Source organism: Aeromicrobium massiliense JC14, assembly GCF_000312105.1.
Taxonomy (GTDB): Bacteria; Actinomycetota; Actinomycetes; order Propionibacteriales; family Nocardioidaceae; genus Aeromicrobium; species Aeromicrobium massiliense.
In genome coordinates, this window is sequence record NZ_HE978637.1 from 433,305 (window position 1) to 452,703 (window position 19,399).

Here is a 19,399-nt window from a genome sequence, read left to right on the forward strand (position 1 = left end):
CACAGCCCGCCGATAGGGTGGGCGGGTGCTGGAGGACCTGGTCATCGTCGCCGCGGCCTTCGGCTTCGGCGTCGGGTCGGCCATCCTGCCGATCTTCCTCAACGCCGAGGCGTACGTCATCGCCTCGTCCGCGTTCATGGACGACTCGATGCTCGTGGTGGCCATCGTGAGCCTCGTCGTGGGCACCGTCGCCGGCAAGGCGATCGTGTTCGAGGCCGCCCGGCAGGGCAAGCGGAAGCTCGACGAGCGCGGTGCGCCGAAGCCGCCCCGCAACCGCTTCACGGCCTCGATCCGCCGGGCGAGCGACTGGATGCTCGGCCTGCTGGACCGCAAGTGGGCCGGTGGCCTGACCGTCCTGGCGTCGTCGCTAGTGGGCGTCCCGCCGCTCGCGGTGGTCAGCATCCTGGCCGGGCTGTCCCGGCAGCCGCTGTGGCTGTTCCTCACCCTCGTGGGCGTCGGCCGGCTCGTCCAGTTCCTGGCCATCGCCTTCGTCTTCCACGCGGTGTTCTGAGCCCGCGCGGCCCGCGCCTAGGATGTGCGGGTGAAGTTCGACCTGGCTGACGAGACCGTCCACGAGCGCGCCCTGGACGTGGCGGCCCAGGCCGTGCGCGACGGCGAGCTCGTCGTCCTGCCCACCGACACCGTCTACGGCGTGGGGGCCGACGCGTTCTCGCCGGCCGCCGTGCAGCGCCTGCTGGACGCCAAGGGCCGCACCCGGCAGATGCCGCCGCCCGTGCTGATCGGGGCGGTCGGCACCCTGGACGCGCTCGCGATCGAGGTGCCGGGCTGGCTGCGGTCGATGATCGGCGAGCTGTGGCCCGGCCCGCTCACCGTCGTCCTGCGCCAGCAGCCGTCGCTGACCTGGGACCTGGGGGAGACCCGCCAGACCGTCGCGGTGCGCATGCCGGCCGACGAGCGCGCGCTCGACCTGCTGCGCCGCACGGGCCCGATGGCGGTCAGCAGCGCGAACCGCACCGGCATGGAGGCGGCCACCACGGCCGACGCTGCCCGCGACATGCTCGGCGACTCGGTGGCGGTCTACCTCGACGGCGGCCCGACCGGCGACAGCGTCCCGTCCACGATCCTGGACGCCACGGGCGCCACCGCCCGCGTCCTGCGCCAGGGCGCCCTGCCGCTCGAGCGCCTGCACGTCTTCAACAACACCATCGAGGCCGCCCCGGATGCGTGAGTACCTGGTCGTCTTCGGCATCGCCCTGGGAGCCACGTACCTCCTGGCGTCCATCGCCCGCATGCTCGCGGTGCGCTGGGGAGCGGTGGCGAAGGTGCGCGACCGGGACGTCCACCGCATCCCGACGCCGTACTTCGGCGGCCCGGCCATGCTGGGCGGGCTCGTGGCCGCCTACATGGTCGCCACCCAGCTGCCGTTCCTGGCCAAGGCGGCCGACTCGGCGGTCTTCGCCGACGCGCGCGCGGTCATCCTCGGCGGTGCCGTCATCTGCGCCGTCGGCGTCATCGACGACCTGTTCGAGCTCGACGCGCTGAGCAAGTTCGCCGGCCAGGTGTTCGCCTCGGTCGTCGTGATCGTCCAGGGCGTGCAGTTCGTCTATCTGCCGCTGTACGGCAACTACGTGGGGCTCGACCAGGTCCAGGCGGTGCTGCTGACAGTCCTGCTCGTCGTCGCCACCACCAACGCGGTCAACTTCGTCGACGGGCTGGACGGGCTGGCCGCCGGCATCGTGGCCATCGGCGCGATCGCCTTCTTCACCTACGCGTTCCTGCTGGCGGTCGAGAACGGCGAGACCCGGGCCATCGCCGGTGCGCTGCTCACCGCGTCCCTCGCCGGTGCGTGCCTCGGCGTGCTGCCGCACAACTTCTTCCCGGCCCGGATGTTCATCGGTGACTCCGGCTCGATGCTCATCGGCTTCGTGCTGGCCTGCTCGACCATCAGCCTCACCGGCCAGTTCCCGGCGACCAACCTCTCCGAGGGCGTCGGCGGGGGACAAGCCACCTTCCTGGCCGCGCTGCTGCCGATCTTCCTGCCGGTGATGGTGCTGCTGGTGCCGTTCGTCGACATGCTGCTCGCCGTCGTGCGCCGCACGCGCGCCGGACGCTCGCCGTTCAGCCCGGACAAGATGCACCTGCACCACCGCCTGCTCGAGATCGGTCACTCGCACCGCCGCGCCGTGCTGCTCATGTACATGGTCGCCGCGCTGGTGGCGTTCGGCAGCGTCGCGGTGAGCCTGTTCAGCGGCTGGCTGTCGTTCCTGACCGTCGGCGTGCTCGCCGTGCTGACGGCGGCCGCCGTGTTCGTCCTGCCCAAGATCGAGGAGCGCGTGTGGTCGTCCTGATCCAGCTGGCCGTCGCGGCGGTGTGCACCGGTGTCGCGGCGCTGCTGCGCGGCGAGGACGGCGCGCTCGGCGCGGCCGTCGGCGGCGCCGTGGCCATCGCCTTCTTCGCCTCGACGCAGGCGGTGCTCGGCCCCATGACGCGCATGGCGCCCGGCCTCAGCATGCTCGTGGCGGTCATGTTCTTCGCGACCAAGATGCTCGGCCTGCTGGCCGTCCTGGTCGTGCTGCTCGACCCCGACCTGCTCGGCGCGCACGTCGACGAGCCGTCGCTGGGGGTGTCCGTGCTGGCCGTCGCGCTGACCGTCACGGTCGCGAGAGTGGTGGCACATCGTAGGAATCGGCAACTGCTGTACGACCTGAGCGAAAGGCCGCGGTGAAAGCCTGATAACCTGCACGGGCAATGAGCGAGACCCCTCACTTCGACCCCTGGACGTCGTTCGCACGCATCCTGGCCGGGGTGATCCTCTACGGTGGCGCAGGCTTCCTGCTCGACCTGTGGTGGGGGACCGAGTTCATGGTGGGAGTGGGCATCGTGCTGGGCGCCGGTCTCGGCATCTACACGGTGGTCGCCTCGCTGCGCACCACATGACGCTGGCCGAACCTGGTTCGCCGCACGACGATCGACGACCGCGCCATTAGAAGGGTGATGGATTGACCACCGCACTGACGTTCGTGGCCGCCGAGGGCGAGGGCTTCACCGCCCCGGGACCCGGCAGCTTCGAGCTTCCGCCCGTCTTCGAGATCGGCTCCCTCGGCGTCACCAAGTCGATGCTGCTGATCATCCTCTCGGCGTTCATCGTCGTCGGCCTGAGCTGGTACGCCTCGCGCAAGGCCGCGGTCGTCCCCGGTCGCGCGCAGTTCGCCGGTGAGTACCTCTACGGGTTCATCCGCAACGGCGTCGCCCGCGACTCCATCGGGTCCGAGCACTTCATGAAGTTCGTGCCGTACCTGTTCAGCCTGTTCACCTTCATCCTGGTGAACAACTACTACGGCATCGTCCCGTTCCTGCAGTTCCCGAGCTTCTCGCGGATCAGCTACGTGTACGGACTCGCCGCCCTGACCTGGCTGATCTACAACGGCGTCGGCATCGCCAAGCACGGCTTCCTGGGCTACCTGAAGCTGCAGACGATCCCGAGCGGCATGAAGGGCCCGATCCTGGTCCTGCTGATCCCGCTCGAGTTCCTGTCGAACATCCTGGTCCGCCCGGCCACGCTGGCGCTGCGACTGTTCGCCAACCTCTTCGCCGGCCACCTGCTGCTGATCCTGTTCTCGCTCGGTGGCGCCTACCTCATCCTCGACTCCGGCAACGCGTGGTACGCGCCGGTCGGCGTCGTGTCCTTCCTGCTCGGCATCGCGGTCAGCTTCCTGGAGATGCTGGTCATGTTCCTGCAGGCCTACGTCTTCACCCTCCTCACTGCCATGTACATCGGCAGTGCGCTCGCCGACGAGCACTGAGCCCGTCGCCGAGCCACAACTTCATAGACCTGGTTCACGCATGACGACGCACAAGGCGTCACAACGGAAGGAGTTGCCGTGGAAGGCAGCCTGAACATGATCGGCTACGGCCTAGCTGCGGTTGGCCCCGGCATCGGCATCGGCCTGATCTTCGCCGCCTACATCAACGGCGTCGCCCGTCAGCCCGAGGCGCAGTCGCGCCTGCAGTCGATCGCGATCCTCGGCTTCGCCCTCGCCGAGGCCCTCGCGATCATCGGTATCGCGCTCGCGTTCGTCCTTTAACCAATCCGCGTCGAGACAGGAGTCCGCATGGACACGACTCTCCTGGCCGCAGAGGGAGAGCACTCTCCCCTCGCGGTGGAGTGGCCTGAGCTCATCCTCGGCCTGATCGTCTTCGGCATCGTCGTCGCGCTCGTCGCGAAGTTCGTCGTGCCGAACTTCGAGAAGGCGTACGCCGAGCGCACCGCCGCCATCGAAGGTGGCATCGAGGACGCTCAGCAGGCCCAGAAGGAAGCCCAGGCGGCGCTGGAGAAGTACAACGCCCAGCTCGCCGAGGCCCGCACCGAGGCTGCTCGCATCCGCGAGGAGGCCAAGGAGCAGGGCGCGCAGATCGTCACCGAGCTGCGCGAGCAGGCCAAGGCCGAGGCCGACCGCATCACCGCGGCCGCGCACGCGCAGGTCGAGGCCGAGCGGGCTCAGGTCCTGGCGCAGCTCAAGGCCGAGGTCGGCGACCTGGCCACGCAGCTGGCCGGCCGCATCGTCGGTGAGTCGCTCGAGGAGGAGGCCCGCCAGAAGCGGACCGTCGAGCGCTTCATCACCGAGCTCGAGGGGTCTGCCAACTGATGCGAGGCATCTCTGCGAAGACGCTCACGGACGTCCTGGCCGCGGTCGAGGCGTCCACGACCGGTGCGACCGTGGGGCAGGAGCTGTTCGGCGTCGTCTCGGCGCTGGACGGTGCTCCCGCCCTGCGGCGCGTCCTGTCGGACCCGTCCACGGAGGGCCCGGCTCGCGCCGGGCTCGCCGGGGACGTCTTCGGCGGCAAGGTGAGCGACCAGACGCTCGCGGTGGTCAAGACCGCCGCGGGCGGTCGCTGGTCCACCGGTCGTGACCTCGTCGACGGCCTGGAGATCGCCGGCGTCGCCGCGCTCGTCGTCGCCGCCGACGCGGCCGGTGAGCTCGACGCGGTCGAGACCGAGCTGTTCGAGCTCGGTCAGGCGGTCGACGCCGAGCACGAGCTGCGCGGCGTCATCAGCGACCGGGCCGTCCCGCACGCGGGCAAGGCGTCGCTGCTGACGTCGCTGTTCCAGGGCAAGGTCTCGGGCACGACGCTCGCGCTGGCCGTCCAGGCCGCCGCGACGCGCACGGGCTCGTTCGACCGGGTGCTGGAGACGTTCGGCGAGCAGGCCGCGGCGCGCCGCAGCCGGCTGCTGGCCGAGGTGCGCAGCGCCTACCCGCTCGACGCGGGCGAGCAGCAGCGCTTGGCCGCCGCACTAGCCTCGAAGTACGGGCACGACGTGCACCTGAACCTCGTGGTCGACCCGTCCGTGATCGGCGGCCTGTCCGTCTCGATCGGGGACGACGTCGTCGACGGCACCATGTCCAGCCGCCTGGAGACCGCACGCCGGCAGCTCGCAGGCTGAGCCCCCGCCGCACGCGCGGCACCGAAGCCCCGCCGCCCCGTGCGGCACAGACCCAAAGAAGGCAGGGACCACCATGACGGAGCTCTCGATCCGTCCGGACGAGATCCGTGACGCGCTGCAGAAGTTCGTCACCGACTACGCCCCGACGACGAGCAAGACCGAGGAGGTCGGCGTCGTCGCGCAGGCCGCCGACGGCATCGCCCGGGTCGAGGGTCTTCCCTCGGCGATGGCGAACGAGCTGCTGGAGTTCGAGGACGGCACGCTCGGCCTCGCGCTGAACCTCGACGTCCGCGAGATCGGCGTCGTCATCCTCGGCGACTTCGCCGGCATCGAGGAGGGCCAGACGGTCCGTCGCACGGGCGAGGTCCTCTCGGTCCCCGTCGGTGACGGCTACCTCGGCCGCGTCGTCGACCCGCTCGGCAAGCCGATCGACGGCCTGGGCGAGATCGCCACCGAGGGCCGCCGCGCGCTCGAGCTGCAGGCGCCCAACGTCGTCCAGCGCAAGAGCGTCCACGAGCCGCTCATGACCGGCATCAAGGCGATCGACTCGCTGACGCCGATCGGCCGTGGCCAGCGCCAGCTGATCATCGGCGACCGCCAGACCGGCAAGACCGCCATCGCGATCGACACGATCATCAACCAGAAGGCGTTCTGGGAGTCGGGCGACCCGACCAAGCAGGTCCGCTGCATCTACGTCGGCATCGGTCAGAAGGGCTCGACCATCGCCGGTGTGCGTGGCGCGCTCGAGGCCGCCGGCGCCCTGGAGTACACGACGATCGTCGCGGCCCCCGCGTCGGACTCGGCGGGCTTCAAGTACCTCGCCCCGTACACCGGCTCGGCCATCGGCCAGCACTGGATGTACCAGGGCAAGCACGTCCTGGTGATCTTCGACGACCTTTCGAAGCAGGCCGAGGCGTACCGCGCCGTGTCGCTGCTGCTGCGCCGCCCGCCGGGCCGCGAGGCGTACCCCGGCGACGTGTTCTACCTGCACTCGCGGCTGCTCGAGCGCTGCGCCAAGCTCTCCGACGAGCTGGGCGCCGGCTCGATGACCGGCCTGCCGATCATCGAGACGAAGGCCAACGACGTGTCGGCCTACATCCCGACGAACGTCATCTCGATCACCGACGGCCAGATCTTCCTGCAGTCGGACCTGTTCAACGCCAACCAGCGTCCCGCCGTGGACGTCGGCATCTCGGTGTCGCGCGTCGGTGGCGCGGCGATGACCAAGGCGATGAAGGCCGTCACCGGCTCGCTGAAGGTCGAGCTCGCCCAGTACCGCGCCATGGAGGCGTTCGCGATGTTCGCGTCCGACCTCGACGCCGCGTCGAAGGCGCAGCTGGCCCGCGGACAGCGCCTCATGGAGCTGTTCAAGCAGGACCAGTACCAGCCCTTCCCGATGGAGAACCAGGTCGTCTCGATCTGGGCCGCCACCACGGGCAAGCTGGACGCCGTCCCGGTCAGCGACGTCAGCCGCTTCGAGTCCGAGTTCCTGGACTACGTCAAGCGCAGCCACGCCGGCGTGCTGGACGCGATCCGCGAGTCGGGCAAGTTCGACGACGCCTCGGCCTCCGCGCTCGAGGGTGCCTACGACTCGTTCCTGGACCAGTTCCAGACGGGTGAGGGCGAGTCCATCAAGCCGGGCCGCGAGGACGTCGAGGCCCTGGGCGACGAGGACGTCGAGCAGGAGCAGATCGTCAAGCAGAAGCGGGGCTGACCATGGCCGTCTCCCTCCGTGAGTACCGCGCGAAGATCAAGTCGACGCAGTCGATGAAGAAGATCACGCGCGCCATGGAGCTGATCGCCGCCTCGCGCATCATCAAGGCGCAGCAGCAGGCGGCGGCCGCCGCTCCCTACGCGCGTGAGCTCACCCGGGCCGTCTCGGCGGTGGCGACGTTCTCGAACGTCGACCACCCGCTGACGACCGAGAAGCAGAACCCGACCCGGGCTGCGGTGCTGGTCATCACCAGCGACCGCGGCCTGGCCGGGGCCTACTCCTCGAACGTGCTGAAGGAGGTCGACCGTCTCGGCGAGAAGCTGCGCGCCGAGGGCAAGGAGGTCTCGTACTTCCTGTCCGGCCGCAAGGCGGAGACCTACTTCAACTTCCGCCAGCGCGAGTTCGTCCAGGCCTGGACCGGTCACACGGACAAGCCGTCGTTCGACGTCGCCCGCGAGATCGGCTCCACCCTGGTGGAGGCCTTCGACCCGGCCGACGAGTCGTCCGAGGGCCTGGCCGCGGACGAGCTGCACATCGTGTTCACGCGCTTCAAGTCGATGCTGACGCAGGTGCCCGAGGTCATCCGGCTGCTTCCGCTGGAGGTCGTCGAGGGCACGGAGGCTCCCGAGGCCGACGACCTGCTCCCGCTGTACGAGTTCGAGCCCTCGGCCCACGAGGTGCTGGACGCGCTGCTGCCCAAGTACGTCAACAGCCGGATCTACTTCTGCCTGCTGCAGGCAGCGGCGTCCGAGCTGGCCGCGCGTCAGAAGGCCATGAAGTCCGCGACCGACAACGCGCAGGACCTCATCGAGAAGTACACCCGTATCGCCAACCAGGCCCGTCAGGCTGGCATTACCCAAGAGATCAGCGAGATCGTCGGTGGCGTGGAAGCGCTCTCCGGCGCCGGTGCTGGGAACGAGTGAGAGAAGACATGACCGCTACCGTCGAAGAGAAGGCCACCCCCACCGGTGGTGCCACCGGGCGCGTCGCCCGTGTCATCGGCCCGGTGATCGACATCGAGTTCGCCAGCGACTCGATGCCCGACATCTACAACGCGCTCCACGTCGACACCGAGGTCGCCGGCATCAAGGAGACGCTCACGCTCGAGGTCGCGCAGCACATCGGTGACGGCATGGTCCGCGCCATCAGCCTGCGCCCGACCGACGGCGTCGTCCGCGGCTCGACCGTGACCGACCTCGGCGAGCCCATCATGGTGCCCGTCGGCGACGCCACGCTCGGCAAGGTGTTCAACACCACCGGCCAGGTCATGAACCTGCCCGAGGGCGAGACGTTCGAGGTCTCCGAGCGCTGGGGCATCCACCGCAAGGCGCCCGCGTTCGACCAGCTCGAGTCGAAGACGTCGATGTTCGAGACCGGCATCAAGGTCATCGACCTGCTGACCCCGTACGTGCAGGGCGGCAAGATCGGCCTGTTCGGCGGCGCCGGCGTCGGCAAGACCGTCCTCATCCAGGAGATGATCGCTCGCGTCGCGCGCAACCACGGCGGCGTCTCGGTGTTCGCCGGTGTCGGCGAGCGCACCCGTGAGGGCAACGACCTCATCGCCGAGATGGAGGAGGCGGGCGTCCTCGGACAGACCGCGCTCGTCTTCGGCCAGATGGACGAGCCGCCGGGAGCGCGTCTGCGCGTCGCCCTGTCGGCCCTGACGATGGCCGAGTACTTCCGCGACGTCCAGAAGCAGGACGTGCTGCTGTTCATCGACAACATCTTCCGGTTCACGCAGGCCGGCTCGGAGGTCTCGACGCTGCTGGGCCGCATGCCCTCGGCCGTGGGCTACCAGCCGACGCTGGCCGACGAGATGGGCGTCCTGCAGGAGCGCATCACGTCGACGCGTGGTCACTCGATCACCTCGATGCAGGCGATCTACGTGCCCGCCGACGACTACACCGACCCGGCCCCGGCCACGACGTTCGCCCACCTGGACGCCACGACCGAGCTGTCGCGCGAGATCGCCTCGCTCGGCATCTACCCGGCCGTCGACCCGCTGACGTCGACCTCGCGCATCCTCGACCCGCGGTACATCACCACGGAGCACTACGAGACCGCGAACCGCGTCAAGGGCATCCTGCAGCGCAACAAGGAGCTGCAGGACATCATCGCCATCCTCGGTGTGGACGAGCTCAGCGAGGAGGACAAGACGATCGTCTCGCGCGCTCGTCGCATCCAGCGCTTCCTCAGCCAGAACACGTACGTCGCCAAGCAGTTCACTGGCATCGAGGGCTCGACCGTCTCGCTCGACGAGTCCATCGACGCCTTCACCAAGATCTGTGACGGCGAGTACGACCACGTGGCCGAGCAGGCCTTCTTCATGTGCGGCGGCCTCGAGGACGTCGAGAAGAAGTGGGCCGAGATCCAGAAGAACTCCTGATGGCCGGCCCGCTGCACATCGAGCTGGTCGCCGCGGACCGCACGGTCTGGTCGGGCGAGGCCGCCGAGGTCATCGCCCGCACGGCCGACGGTGACATCGGCGTCCTGGCCGGCCACGCGCCGCTGCTCTCGCTGCTCGTGCCCGGCGTCGTGGTGATCACGCCCGAGCAGGGCGAGATCGTCCGCGCCGTCGTGGCCGACGGGTTCATCTCGGTCGCCGAGGACCGCGTGTCGATCCTCAGTGAGGACGTCCAGCTGGCTGACGAGGTCGAGACGGCGAACGTCCAGGCCGAGCTGGAGGCCGCTCGGGCCGCCGGCGACGTCGAGGGCGTCCGTCTGGCCGAGGCGAAGCTGCGCGTCACCGACAAGGTGCGCTGACCCAGCCGCGTCCCGCGGCTCGACGCCCAGGAAGGAGGAGACCATGCCCTGGTGGCAGTGGCTGGTCGACTCCGTCCTGGGCGTCGTGCTGTTGTCGGGCCTCCTGGTGCTGCTGCTCGTCATGCGCCGGCGCGGCCTGGCCAAGCCGAGCGGCACGTTCGACCTGAGCATCAACCGCCGTCCCGAGGCTGGTCCGCGCGGCTGGACGCTCGGGGTGGCCCGCTACACCGACGAGCACCTGGAGTGGTTCCGCACCTTCTCGCTGTCGCCACGACCGCGGTACCGGTTCGAGCGCGGTCAGCTCGAGGTCGGACGTCGCCGGCTGCCGGAGGGCCGCGAGGCCTACGCGGTGCACGCCGGGCACGTCGTGGTGCCGTGCGAGTCGCCCAACCGGGTGCAGCAGCTGGCGATGAGCCCGCGGGCCCTCACGGGGCTGCTCTCGTGGTTGGAGTCGTCGCCGCCCGGGCGTAGAGTCAACAACGTGGTGTGAACTTCTGCGTTTCGTTGACGGGAGGGCGCATGGCCCGTCACAATCAAGTCCACTGGTCCGAACTTACTAGCCCCCAGAGGTGTCCTGTGATCAAGCGTCTCGTGCTCGTCGCCGTTGCGGCGGTCTTCCCTGCCCTTGCCGTCGGCTCGATGACCGCGTCCGCTGACGCGCGTCCGATCGACTGGTACTCCAACACCAAGGCCCCGTCGGTCAAGGCCCCGGCCACCGCCGACTCCGGCACCATCACGATCCAGCGCGCGATCGACTGGTACTGAGCCTCCAGCGACACATGAGAAGGGCCGCCCCCTCGGGGGCGGCCCTTCGTCGTTGTCGCGGGGTCTAGCGCTCGCCGCCCGGCACCCACAGCACGTCGCCCTCGGCGCCGTTGGCGACCCGGGCGAGGATGAACAGCAGGTCGCTGAGCCGGTTCAGGTACTTGGCGGCCAGCACGTTCATGGTCTCGCCGTGCTGCTCGAACGCTGCCCAGGCCGAGCGCTCGGCGCGACGCACGACGGTGCGGGCGACGTGCAGCGCCGCGGCCGGGGGAGTGCCGCCGGGCAGGATGAACGAGCGCAGCTTCTCGACCCGCTCGTTGTACGCGTCGCACCACTGCTCGAGCCGCTCGACGTAGTCGGCCTCGACGCGCAGCTGCGGGTACGGCGGGTCGGCCACGACCGGCGTGCCGAGGTCGGCGCCGACGTCGAACAGGTCGTTCTGCACGTGCCGCAGCACCGCGACGACGTCGTCGTCCAGGCCGCCGAGGGCCAGGGCCAGACCGATCTGGCTGTTGGCCTCGTCGACGTCCGCGTAGGCCACCAGGCGCAGGTCGTTCTTGGTCGTCTTGCTCATGTCGGCGAGGTTCGTGGTGCCGTCGTCGCCGGTGCGGGTGTAGATGCGCGTGAGGTTGACCATCCGCCGAGTGTAGGTGGACGCCCTGGGGCGCCGGTGTGACCCGCACGACTCTCGGTGGCGGTTAACGCGGGGTAACCTGACGCGCATGACGGACAAGGTTCAGCCCGACCGCCCGTGGGTCATGCGCACCTACGCCGGGCACAGCTCGGCCGCGGAGTCGAACGCGCTCTACCGGCGCAACCTGGCGAAGGGCCAGACCGGGCTCTCGGTCGCCTTCGACCTGCCGACTCAGACCGGCTACGACCCCGACCACGAGCTGAGCCGTGGCGAGGTGGGCAAGGTCGGCGTGCCGATCCCGCACCTGGGCGCGATGCGCCGGCTGTTCCAGGACATCCCGCTGTCGGAGATGAACACGTCCATGACCATCAACGCGACGGCCATGTGGCTGCTCGCGATGTACCAGGTCGTGGCCGAGGAGCAGGGCGTCGACGCGGCGAAGCTGGCCGGCACGACGCAGAACGACATCATCAAGGAGTACCTGTCGCGCGGGACGTACGTCTTCCCGCCTGAGCACTCCCTGCGGCTGACCACCGACATGATCGCGTACACCGTCAACGAGATCCCCAAGTGGAACCCGCTCAACATCTGCAGCTACCACCTGCAGGAGGCCGGGGCGACGCCCACGCAGGAGCTGGCCTTCGCGCTGTCGACCGCCATCGCGGTGCTCGACGCGGTCAAGGAGTCCGGCCAGGTGCCGGAGGAGAAGTTCGGCCAGGTCGTCGGACGCATCTCGTTCTTCGTCAACGCCGGCGTCCGGTTCGTCGAGGAGATGTGCAAGATGCGCGCCTTCGGCCGGATGTGGGACGAGATCACCCGTGAGCGGTACGGCGTCGAGGACCCCAAGATGCGCCGCTTCCGCTACGGCGTGCAGGTCAACTCGCTGGGCCTGACCGAGGCGCAGCCCGAGAACAACGTCCAGCGCATCGTGCTGGAGATGCTCGGCGTCACGCTGAGCAAGGACGCCCGGGCGCGCGCCGTGCAGCTGCCGGCCTGGAACGAGGCGCTCGGCCTGCCGCGTCCGTGGGACCAGCAGTGGTCGCTGCGGCTGCAGCAGGTGCTGGCCTTCGAGTCCGACCTGCTCGAGCACGACGACCTGTTCGAGGGCTCGGTCGTGGTCGAGGCCAAGGTCGCCGAGCTCATCGAGGGCGCCACCGCCGAGATGGAGCGCATCGCCGAGATGGGCGGGGCGATCGCCGCCGTGGAGTCCGGCTACATGAAGCAGGCCCTGGTGGGCGCCCACGCCGAGCGGCGGGCGCGCATCGAGGCCGGCGAGATCACGGTCGTCGGCGTCAACAAGTACGTGGAGACCGAGCCGTCGCCGCTGACCGCCGACCTGGACGCGGCGATCATGGTCGCCGACCCGCAGGCGGAGGCCAACGCGAAGGCCGACGTGGAGCAGTGGCGGGCGCAGCGCGACGAGTCCGAGGTGCGCGCGGCGCTCGAGCGCGTCGCGGCCGAGGCCAAGACCGGCGCCAACCTCATGGAGGCGACGCTGGCCGCCGTGCGGGCCGGGGCCACGGTGGGCGAGTGGTCGCAGACCCTGCGCGACGTGTTCGGCGAGTACCGCGCGCCCACGGGCGTCACCGGCATCGTCGGCGTCCAGGACGCCGGCGAGGAGCTAGTGGCGCTGCGTGAGCGCGTCCGCGCCACGGGCGAGGAGCTCGGCGGCCGGCTGCGCTTCCTGGTCGGCAAGCCCGGCCTCGACGGGCACTCCAACGGCGCCGAGCAGATCGCCGTGCGGGCCCGCGACGCCGGGTTCGAGGTCGTCTACCAGGGCATCCGGCTCACGCCGTCGCAGATCGTCGCCGCCGCGGTCGACGAGGACGTCCACGCGGTGGGCCTGTCGATCCTGTCCGGCTCGCACATGGAGCTCGTGCCCCAGGTGCAGCAGGGCCTGCTGGACGCCGGCCTGGACGACGTGCCGCTCATCGTCGGCGGCATCATCCCCGACTCCGACGCCCGCCGGCTCGAGGCCGACGGCATCGCGGCGGTCTTCACGCCCAAGGACTTCGGCATGACCGAGATCATGGGCCGGATCGTCGACGAGATCCGCAAGGCCCACGACCTCGACTGACGTCTACTCCGCGGCCGCCTGGAGCATCCAGAGGTGGCCGTCGGGATCGGCCACGGTGGCGCAGTAGCCCCACGGCTGCTGCGCCGCGTCGGTGACGAGCGTGCCGCCGTGCACGACCGCTCGCTCGGCCAGCGCGTCCACCGCGGCGGCACCGTCCAGCGCGAGCCCGAGCACCGTCTCGCTCGTGCCCGGGGCCGCGACGGCACGGTCACCGAGCACCCAGCCGAACCCGTCGGTCGGCACCAGCATGAGCGTCACCCCGGCCCCGAGGACGTGCTGCAGGGGCTCGGGCAGGCCGTCGTCGGTGCGATCGCCGTCGACGAGGGGCAGGCCGAGCCCGGCGCCGTAGAAGGCGTGGGCGGCTAGGCGGTCGTGCACGGGGAGGCTGACGACGACGTCGGGCACGGCGGGCTCCTCTAGTTCAGGACGCGGAAGTCCGCCGGCAGGCCGCCGTCGGCGACCACGTCGCGGGTCAGGTCCTGCAGCGCCATGAGCGCGACGGACTGCGAGAACGGGCCGAACGAGACGCGCGCGACGCCGAGCTCGGCCATGCGCGCGAGCGGGACGCTGCCGGGCGCTCCGATGAGCGTCAGCTTCTGCGGCCCCCAGGCGTCGACGAAGGCCTCGATGTCGGACTCCGAGACCTTGCCGGGCACGAACACGACCGGTGCGCCGGCCTCGAGGAAGGCACGGCCCCGCTCGATCGCGTCGGCGAGGACGTCCGCGTGCGGCCGGTCGCCGGCGCGGACGAACGCGTCCGTGCGCGCGTTGAGCACGAACCGGATGCCGGCCTGCTCACCGGCGCGGACGACAGCCTCGACGGCCCTGACCGCCTCGGGCAGCGGCTTCATCTGGTCCTCGAGGTTGGCGCCGACGACGCCCACGGCGATGGCCTTGCGGGCCGTCTCGCCCGGGTCGCCGTAGCCGGCCTCGAGGTCGGCGGTGACCGGCAGGTGGGTGGCGGCGACGATGCGTCCGACCGCCTCGACCATGAGGTCGACGGGGATGTTCTCGCCGTCCTCGTAGCCGTAGGCGGCGGCGATCGAGTGGCTGGCGCTGGCCAGGGCCTCGACGCCGGGGACGTCGGTGACGACGCGGGCGCTGATCGCGTCCCAGACGTTGACCACCTTGAGCAGGGGAGCGGCGGTGTGCAGGTCGAGCAGGCGCTGGGCCTGGTCACGCAGTTCGGTCATGGGACGACCGTAGGGCGTCGCGGGCCGCGAAGGGGAGCCCATCCTTGCTTTGGACAGCCGTGCCTTGCTGGAACCGAGGGGTCGCGGACCCCTAGGCTCGGGGCACCGGAGCGGACGTGCTCAGGCGGCGCGCTTGGACGAGGACTTGGACGGGACGTCCTTGGTCTTGACCAGCTTGCGCTTCTTGACCGTGTAGCCCTCGGGCAGCGTGCCGTTCTTCAGCATCCGCAGCGGACAGCGCTTGCACTTGGGCTTGCTGTCGCAGCACTTCTTCTTCGGCTTGGGCGGCACCCCGTCACCCTAGCAAGGCAAGGCTTACTTCCGGCTCGACAGAAGGATGGCAACCATGGCCGCACCCCAGTTCGTGGAGAAGCTCAACGAGCAGATCGGCCACGAGTTCAGCGCGCACCAGCAGTACGTCGCGATCGCGACCTACTACGACGCGCTCACCATGCCCCAGATGGCGGCGCTGTTCTACGCGCAGGCGCTCGAGGAGCGCGACCACGCGATGATGATGGTGCAGTACCTGCTCGACCAGGACCAGGTGCCGCGCATCCCCGGCATCGCCGCGCCGCGCATCGAGTTCACCGACGTCGTGGACCCGGTGCAGACCGCGCTCGACCAGGAGAAGAAGGTCACCGAGCAGATCTTCGAGCTGACCCGCATCGCGCGCGAGAGCAACGACTTCGCCTCGGACCAGTTCATGCAGTGGTTCATCAAGGAGCAGGTCGAGGAGGTCGCCAAGATGAGCGACCTGCTGGCCGTCGTCACCCGCTCCCAGCACGACCTCGAGCGCATCGAGGACTGGGTCGCGCGCGAGGAGACCGGCGAGGGCGACGACCCGACGGCCCCGCCCGTCGCCGGTGCGTAGGTTCCTGCTCGTCCTGGCCGGGGTGCTGCTGGCGCTCGGCGTGGCCGGCGCGGTCGACCTGCTGCGGGGCGACGACGGTGACGATCCGCGGGGCTCGGGCCGCGCGGACGTCCGCCTCGCCGACCTCGAGGTCGTCCTCGACCCGGGCACCGGTGAGCCGCGCCGCGCCCCGCTCGCGTGCGCAGCGGCGAAGGACTCGGCGGCCTGCACCGCGATGGACGACCTGGACGCCGAGGCGCTTGCGCCGGTCTCGGCCGGGCGGGCGTGCTCGCAGCAGTTCGGCGGCCCCGAGACGGTGCGCGTCACCGGCACCCTGCGCGGTGAGCCGGTCGACGCGTCCTTCGACCGGACGAACGGCTGCGAGATCTCCCGCTACGAGAAGATCGAGCCGCTTCTCGCCGCGTCGGGAATTGCCTGAGCTCGGATGAATTGCCGCTGACTATTCGACATGGTCGTGAATAGTCCTTTCGTGCCGTGCGCAGAACTTCTTTCCTGTGCCATGATGAACCAGCCGGAACAATTCGATTCTTTCGACCAAGGTAGGTATTCGTGGCCAAGGTGACTCGCGTCCAGATCGTCGACGACGTCGACGGCACGGTGCTCGAAGACGGAGAAGGCCAGACCCTCGAGTTCTCGCTCGACGGCCAGGCCTACACGATCGACCTCAAGCCCGAGCACGCCCAGCAGCTGCGGGACGCGTTCGGCCCGTGGGTCGCGCACGCGACGCGCGTCTCGTCGTCGCGCCGCTCGTCCTCGTCCAACGGCGCCTCGCGCCGCTCGTCGGGCGCACGCTCGGCGTCGGGCATGACGCCCGAGGAGCTCAACGAGGTGCGTGAGTGGGCGCGCTCGAACGGCTACCAGGTGGCCGATCGTGGACGTATCAAGGCGTCGGTGCTCGAGGCTTTCGAAGCCGCGCACTGAGTGTCGTCTCGACATTCCTCGCGGGATGTCGAGAATGGGAACGGCCGGCGGTATTCACGGGGTATGAGCCCGTGAATGCCGCCGGCCTTTTCGTGCGTCGCGACCCGGAGAATGTCAGCGGCGCGGGAAGCGCTCCAGGTAGGCGAGCCACTCGTGACCCGCCGAGATGAGGACCGCCATGGTCAGGTGCAGCGTCACGGCGCGGCCGAGGTTCCACCGGACGTCGTCGTTGACGCCTGGCGGGAAGGACTCCGCCCGGAAGGTGATGGTGATCGTCACGATGTGGTGGGCGGGATCCCGGTCGACGACCTCGAGCGCGAGGTTGGGCTCGGTGAACTCCAGCGGCGGGACGTCCTCGTGCGCGGCACGCAGGAGCCACTGGCCGAGCTCCTCTGCCTCGTCCACCAGCAGGCAGGCGTCCCAGAAGTGCCAACGCAGGCCGTCGGCACGGACGTGACCGTGGATGACCAGCCAGTTGTCGTCCCACTCGTCGCCGGACGGCTCGGCCTGCTCGTACGAGACGGTCTTGAGATCGACGTAGCGATCGGGCCGCTCCTTCAGCCGCATCAGAACAGGCGCAGGCTCGGGTCGTCGATGCCGCGCAGCTCGTCGTAGTTCACGACGACGCACTGGATGCCGCGGTCCTGGGCGAGCGTGCGCGCCTGCGGCTTGATCTCCTGCGCGGCGAAGATGCCGCGCACGGGGGACAACAGCGGGTCGCGGTTCATCAGCTCCAGGTAGCGGGTGAGCTGCTCGACGCCGTCGATCTCGCCGCGGCGCTTGATCTCGACGGCGACCGACTTGCCGTCCGGGTCCTTGCACAGCAGGTCGACCGGGCCGATCGCCGTCATGTACTCGCGGCGCACCAGCGTCATGCCGTCACCGAGCGCGTGGGTGTGCTCGGCGAGCAGCTCCTGCAGGTGCTTCTCGACGCCGTCCTTGCGCAGACCCGGGTCGACGCCGAGGTCGTGGCTGGAGTCGTGCAGCACCTCCTCGATGAGGATGCGCAGCGTGTCGTCGCTCTTCTGGGCGCCGACGGTCCACTCGATCGTGCCGTCCTCGGTGACGCCCTCACGCAGCGTGCACGGCGGGCTCATCCAGTTCAGCGGCTTGTAGGAGCCGCCGTCGGAGTGGACCAGCACCGAGCCGTCGGCCTTGACCATGATGACGCGCGTGGCCATCGGCAGGTGGGCGGCCAGGCGTCCGGCGTAGTCGACCTGGCAGCGGGCGACGACGATCCTCACGAGATCTGGCGGACGAGCGTGCCGAAGCGGAACTCCAGGTCCTCGCCGACGATGCGGCCGGTCTGGTCGTTGCCGTCGGCGCCGGTCAGCGTCACGACGTCGCCCTCGACCGAGAACGAGCCGCTCGTGGTCTCGTTGCCGTCGACGTCGAGGGTGAACGTGCCGTCGTCCTGGAAGTGGAGCACCCACTCGTTCTTCTCGTCGGCCCAGTCGCCGACGAGGTCGGCGGCCACGCCGGTCGGCGCGTCGGGGGTCGGCGAGGCCGGGGTCGTCGGCTCCTCGGTCGTCGGCGCGGCCGACGTGGCGCTCTCGGTGGGCGTGGCGCTGGTCTCGGGGTCCGAGGGGGTCTCGGGCTCGTCGTCGGCGCAGGCCGACAGGGTCAGCGCGGCGGCGGCGAGGACGGTGGTCAGGGCGAGGCGGGTCTTCACGGCCCCCATCCTGCCAAAGGACGTCTGGCGGACTCGGCAGCCGGGGCCGGACCGCGGCCGCGCGTCTGTGACCTGTGTCTCGCCGCGCCGGTCCCGGCGCTCACTACCGTGGCCTTGGACTCGCCCTTACCAAGGAGTAACCATGGCCGACACCAGCCCGATCCTCGCCGACGACGAGCCCGGACGCATCGCGCGGACCCTGCTGCTGCCGTACCTGAACCACGCCGCCACGATGCTCGAGGAGGGCTACGCCTCGCGGGCCGACATCGACGCGGGCATGCGCTTCGGCTGCGGCTACCCGGTCGGTCCGCTGGCCCTGGTCGACGAGCTCGGCGCCCGGACGGTCGTCGACGGCCTCCAGGAGCTGCACGCGCGCACGAACGACCCGGTGCACGCGCCCGCGCCGCTGCTGGTCGGCCTGGCCGAGCGCGGCGAGACGCTGGCCGGCTCGGGCGCCGACGAGGCGGCCACGCCGCAGCTGCGCCACGAGATCAGGTCGGTGGGCGTGGTGGGCACCGGCACGATGGCGTCGGGCATCGTCGAAGTGTTCGCCAAGGCCGGGTACGACGTCGTGTACGTCGGCCGCAGCGAGGAGAAGACGGCCGGCGTCCTCGCGGCGGTCACCAAGAACCTGGACAAGGCGGTGGCCAAGGGCCGCCTGGACGAGGACGGCAAGGCCGAGGTGCTCGGCCGGCTGAGCGGGTCGTCCGAGCGCGAGGCGCTGGCCGGGGCCGACCTGGTCGTCGAGGCGATCGCCGAGGACCTGGACGTCAAGCTGCAGCTGTTCGCCGACCTCGACCGCATCTGCAAGCCGGGCGCGATCCTGGCCACGACGACGTCGTCGCTGTCGATCGCGCGGTGCGCCGAGGCCACGTCGCGGCCCGAGGACGTCATCGGCATGCACTTCTTCAACCCCGCGCCGCTCATGAAGCTGGTCGAGGTCGTCACGACCGAGAAGACCTCGGCGGACGTGGACGAGACGGTCCGGGCGCTGTGCCTCAACGTCGGCAAGCACCCCGTGTCGTGCGGAGACCGCGCCGGGTTCATCGTCAACGCGCTGCTGTTCCCCTACCTCAACGACGCCGTCCGCCTCGTGGACGCCGGCGAGGCCGAGATGGGCCAGGTCGACGAGGCCATGACCCGCGCGGGCCTGCCCATGGGCCCGTTCGTGCTGCTGGACGTGGTGGGCAACGACGTCTCGCTGGCCATCGAGAACTCGCTGGTCGAGGCGTTCGGTCACGACGGCTGGCAGCCGGCGGCCGGCCTGGTGAAGGCGGTCGAGGAGGGCCGCCTGGGCCGCAAGACCGGCGCGGGCTTCCACTCCTACTGAGCGGCCCCGCGGCGCGAGCGACCCGGAGGGAGAGGCGCTCGCGTCGCGGAGGCGG

27 protein-coding genes are annotated in these 19,399 nt (G+C 70.2%); 20 read left to right on the forward strand and 7 right to left on the reverse strand.

Annotation, left to right across the window (positions count from 1 at the left end; translation table 11 throughout):
* Window positions 1-25: 25 nt before the first annotated feature.
* From HGAM_RS09330 to HGAM_RS09400, 15 genes are all read left to right on the forward strand, one after another.
* Window positions 26-511, forward strand: coding sequence for a VTT domain-containing protein (locus tag HGAM_RS09330; RefSeq protein WP_019145219.1), 486 nt, complete (start codon window positions 26-28; stop codon window positions 509-511).
* A 30-nt stretch (window positions 512-541) separates the two neighbouring features.
* Complete coding sequence (locus HGAM_RS18610; RefSeq protein WP_019145220.1) at window positions 542-1,189, forward strand: L-threonylcarbamoyladenylate synthase; 648 nt, start codon at window positions 542-544, stop codon at window positions 1,187-1,189.
* Complete coding sequence (locus HGAM_RS18615) at window positions 1,182-2,309, forward strand: MraY family glycosyltransferase (protein WP_019145221.1); 1,128 nt, start codon at window positions 1,182-1,184, stop codon at window positions 2,307-2,309. The genes HGAM_RS18610 and HGAM_RS18615 overlap by 8 nt, the downstream gene beginning before the upstream one ends.
* Complete coding sequence (locus HGAM_RS18620; RefSeq protein ID WP_019145222.1) at window positions 2,297-2,686, forward strand: Cg1360 family ATP-synthase-associated protein; 390 nt, start codon at window positions 2,297-2,299, stop codon at window positions 2,684-2,686. The genes HGAM_RS18615 and HGAM_RS18620 overlap by 13 nt, the downstream gene beginning before the upstream one ends.
* Window positions 2,687-2,709: 23 nt before the next feature.
* Window positions 2,710-2,898, forward strand: a complete 189-nt coding sequence (locus HGAM_RS18625; protein ID WP_019145223.1) for a hypothetical protein — start codon at window positions 2,710-2,712, stop codon at window positions 2,896-2,898.
* Window positions 2,899-2,960: 62 nt separating this feature from the next.
* Window positions 2,961-3,764, forward strand: a complete 804-nt coding sequence (atpB, locus tag HGAM_RS09355) for a F0F1 ATP synthase subunit A (protein WP_019145224.1) — start codon at window positions 2,961-2,963, stop codon at window positions 3,762-3,764.
* Between the two features lie 96 nt (window positions 3,765-3,860).
* The gene (gene atpE, locus HGAM_RS09360; protein WP_049798293.1) at window positions 3,861-4,046 is read left to right on the forward strand and encodes an ATP synthase F0 subunit C; all 186 of its coding nucleotides are present in this window, start codon (window positions 3,861-3,863) and stop codon (window positions 4,044-4,046) included.
* A 27-nt stretch (window positions 4,047-4,073) separates the two neighbouring features.
* Window positions 4,074-4,607 (forward strand): F0F1 ATP synthase subunit B, encoded by a 534-nt coding sequence (locus HGAM_RS09365; RefSeq protein ID WP_038951698.1) that lies wholly within the window; start codon window positions 4,074-4,076, stop codon window positions 4,605-4,607.
* Window positions 4,607-5,404 carry a F0F1 ATP synthase subunit delta gene (locus HGAM_RS09370; RefSeq protein WP_019145227.1) on the forward strand — a complete coding sequence of 266 codons (798 nt, stop codon included), beginning with the start codon at window positions 4,607-4,609 and terminating at the stop codon, window positions 5,402-5,404. Before HGAM_RS09365 ends, HGAM_RS09370 begins: the two co-directional genes overlap by 1 nt.
* Window positions 5,405-5,477: 73 nt before the next feature.
* Window positions 5,478-7,118, forward strand: coding sequence for a F0F1 ATP synthase subunit alpha (atpA, locus tag HGAM_RS09375; protein ID WP_019145228.1), 1,641 nt, complete (start codon window positions 5,478-5,480; stop codon window positions 7,116-7,118).
* Between the two features lie 2 nt (window positions 7,119-7,120).
* A complete protein-coding gene (locus HGAM_RS09380; RefSeq protein WP_019145229.1) occupies window positions 7,121-8,041 on the forward strand; it encodes a F0F1 ATP synthase subunit gamma in 921 nt (306 codons plus the stop codon).
* An 8-nt stretch (window positions 8,042-8,049) separates the two neighbouring features.
* A complete protein-coding gene (gene atpD / locus HGAM_RS09385; RefSeq protein WP_019145230.1) occupies window positions 8,050-9,504 on the forward strand; it encodes a F0F1 ATP synthase subunit beta in 1,455 nt (484 codons plus the stop codon).
* Window positions 9,504-9,881 carry a F0F1 ATP synthase subunit epsilon gene (locus HGAM_RS09390; protein ID WP_019145231.1) on the forward strand — a complete coding sequence of 126 codons (378 nt, stop codon included), beginning with the start codon at window positions 9,504-9,506 and terminating at the stop codon, window positions 9,879-9,881. Before atpD ends, HGAM_RS09390 begins: the two co-directional genes overlap by 1 nt.
* A gap of 43 nt (window positions 9,882-9,924) precedes the next feature.
* Entirely contained in the window at window positions 9,925-10,371 is a 447-nt protein-coding gene (locus HGAM_RS09395; protein ID WP_019145232.1) for a DUF2550 domain-containing protein, read from the forward strand.
* A gap of 86 nt (window positions 10,372-10,457) precedes the next feature.
* Window positions 10,458-10,646, forward strand: a complete 189-nt coding sequence (locus HGAM_RS09400) for a hypothetical protein (RefSeq protein ID WP_019145233.1) — start codon at window positions 10,458-10,460, stop codon at window positions 10,644-10,646.
* 64 nt (window positions 10,647-10,710) lie between these two features.
* Here HGAM_RS09400 and HGAM_RS09405 read toward each other — a convergent pair whose 3' ends face one another.
* Window positions 10,711-11,283, reverse strand: a complete 573-nt coding sequence (locus tag HGAM_RS09405) for a cob(I)yrinic acid a,c-diamide adenosyltransferase (protein WP_019145234.1) — start codon at window positions 11,281-11,283, stop codon at window positions 10,711-10,713.
* Between the two features lie 85 nt (window positions 11,284-11,368).
* On the opposite strand from HGAM_RS09405, the gene HGAM_RS09410 reads away from it, so the two are divergent.
* Window positions 11,369-13,357 carry a protein meaA gene (locus tag HGAM_RS09410; protein WP_019145235.1) on the forward strand — a complete coding sequence of 663 codons (1,989 nt, stop codon included), beginning with the start codon at window positions 11,369-11,371 and terminating at the stop codon, window positions 13,355-13,357.
* Window positions 13,358-13,360: 3 nt separating this feature from the next.
* On the opposite strand, the gene HGAM_RS09415 is transcribed toward HGAM_RS09410, so the two are convergent.
* From HGAM_RS09415 to HGAM_RS20610, 3 genes are all read right to left on the reverse strand, one after another.
* The gene (locus HGAM_RS09415; RefSeq protein WP_019145236.1) at window positions 13,361-13,762 is read right to left on the reverse strand and encodes a VOC family protein; all 402 of its coding nucleotides are present in this window, start codon (window positions 13,760-13,762) and stop codon (window positions 13,361-13,363) included.
* Window positions 13,763-13,773: 11 nt separating this feature from the next.
* Complete coding sequence (locus HGAM_RS09420) at window positions 13,774-14,550, reverse strand: isocitrate lyase/PEP mutase family protein (protein WP_019145237.1); 777 nt, start codon at window positions 14,548-14,550, stop codon at window positions 13,774-13,776.
* Window positions 14,551-14,670: 120 nt separating this feature from the next.
* Window positions 14,671-14,841: a hypothetical protein gene (locus HGAM_RS20610; RefSeq protein WP_019145238.1), complete on the reverse strand. Its 171-nt coding sequence runs from the start codon at window positions 14,839-14,841 to the stop codon at window positions 14,671-14,673.
* Between the two features lie 55 nt (window positions 14,842-14,896).
* Between HGAM_RS20610 and HGAM_RS09430 the strand changes: the two genes are divergently transcribed.
* The 3 genes from HGAM_RS09430 to HGAM_RS09440 all read left to right on the forward strand — a co-directional run bounded on the left by HGAM_RS09430 (window position 14,897) and on the right by HGAM_RS09440 (window position 16,342).
* A complete protein-coding gene (locus HGAM_RS09430) occupies window positions 14,897-15,421 on the forward strand; it encodes a ferritin (protein ID WP_019145239.1) in 525 nt (174 codons plus the stop codon).
* The gene (locus tag HGAM_RS18630; protein ID WP_019145240.1) at window positions 15,414-15,839 is read left to right on the forward strand and encodes a hypothetical protein; all 426 of its coding nucleotides are present in this window, start codon (window positions 15,414-15,416) and stop codon (window positions 15,837-15,839) included. The genes HGAM_RS09430 and HGAM_RS18630 overlap by 8 nt, the downstream gene beginning before the upstream one ends.
* 131 nt (window positions 15,840-15,970) lie before the next feature.
* Window positions 15,971-16,342, forward strand: coding sequence for a histone-like nucleoid-structuring protein Lsr2 (locus HGAM_RS09440; RefSeq protein ID WP_019145241.1), 372 nt, complete (start codon window positions 15,971-15,973; stop codon window positions 16,340-16,342).
* A 114-nt stretch (window positions 16,343-16,456) separates the two neighbouring features.
* On the opposite strand, the gene HGAM_RS09445 is transcribed toward HGAM_RS09440, so the two are convergent.
* The 3 genes from HGAM_RS09445 to HGAM_RS09455 are packed head-to-tail and all read right to left on the reverse strand — an operon-like array spanning window position 16,457 to window position 18,014.
* Window positions 16,457-16,909 (reverse strand): WapI family immunity protein, encoded by a 453-nt coding sequence (locus tag HGAM_RS09445; RefSeq protein ID WP_019145242.1) that lies wholly within the window; start codon window positions 16,907-16,909, stop codon window positions 16,457-16,459.
* Window positions 16,909-17,586 carry an endonuclease NucS gene (nucS, locus tag HGAM_RS09450; protein ID WP_019145243.1) on the reverse strand — a complete coding sequence of 226 codons (678 nt, stop codon included), beginning with the start codon at window positions 17,584-17,586 and terminating at the stop codon, window positions 16,909-16,911. The genes HGAM_RS09445 and nucS overlap by 1 nt, the downstream gene beginning before the upstream one ends.
* On the reverse strand, window positions 17,583-18,014 hold the full coding sequence (locus tag HGAM_RS09455) for a hypothetical protein (protein ID WP_019145244.1): 432 nt from the start codon (window positions 18,012-18,014) through the stop codon (window positions 17,583-17,585). The genes nucS and HGAM_RS09455 overlap by 4 nt, the downstream gene beginning before the upstream one ends.
* 142 nt (window positions 18,015-18,156) lie before the next feature.
* On the opposite strand from HGAM_RS09455, the gene HGAM_RS09460 reads away from it, so the two are divergent.
* Window positions 18,157-19,344 (forward strand): 3-hydroxyacyl-CoA dehydrogenase family protein, encoded by a 1,188-nt coding sequence (locus HGAM_RS09460; protein ID WP_019145245.1) that lies wholly within the window; start codon window positions 18,157-18,159, stop codon window positions 19,342-19,344.
* Window positions 19,345-19,399: the final 55 nt, after the last annotated feature.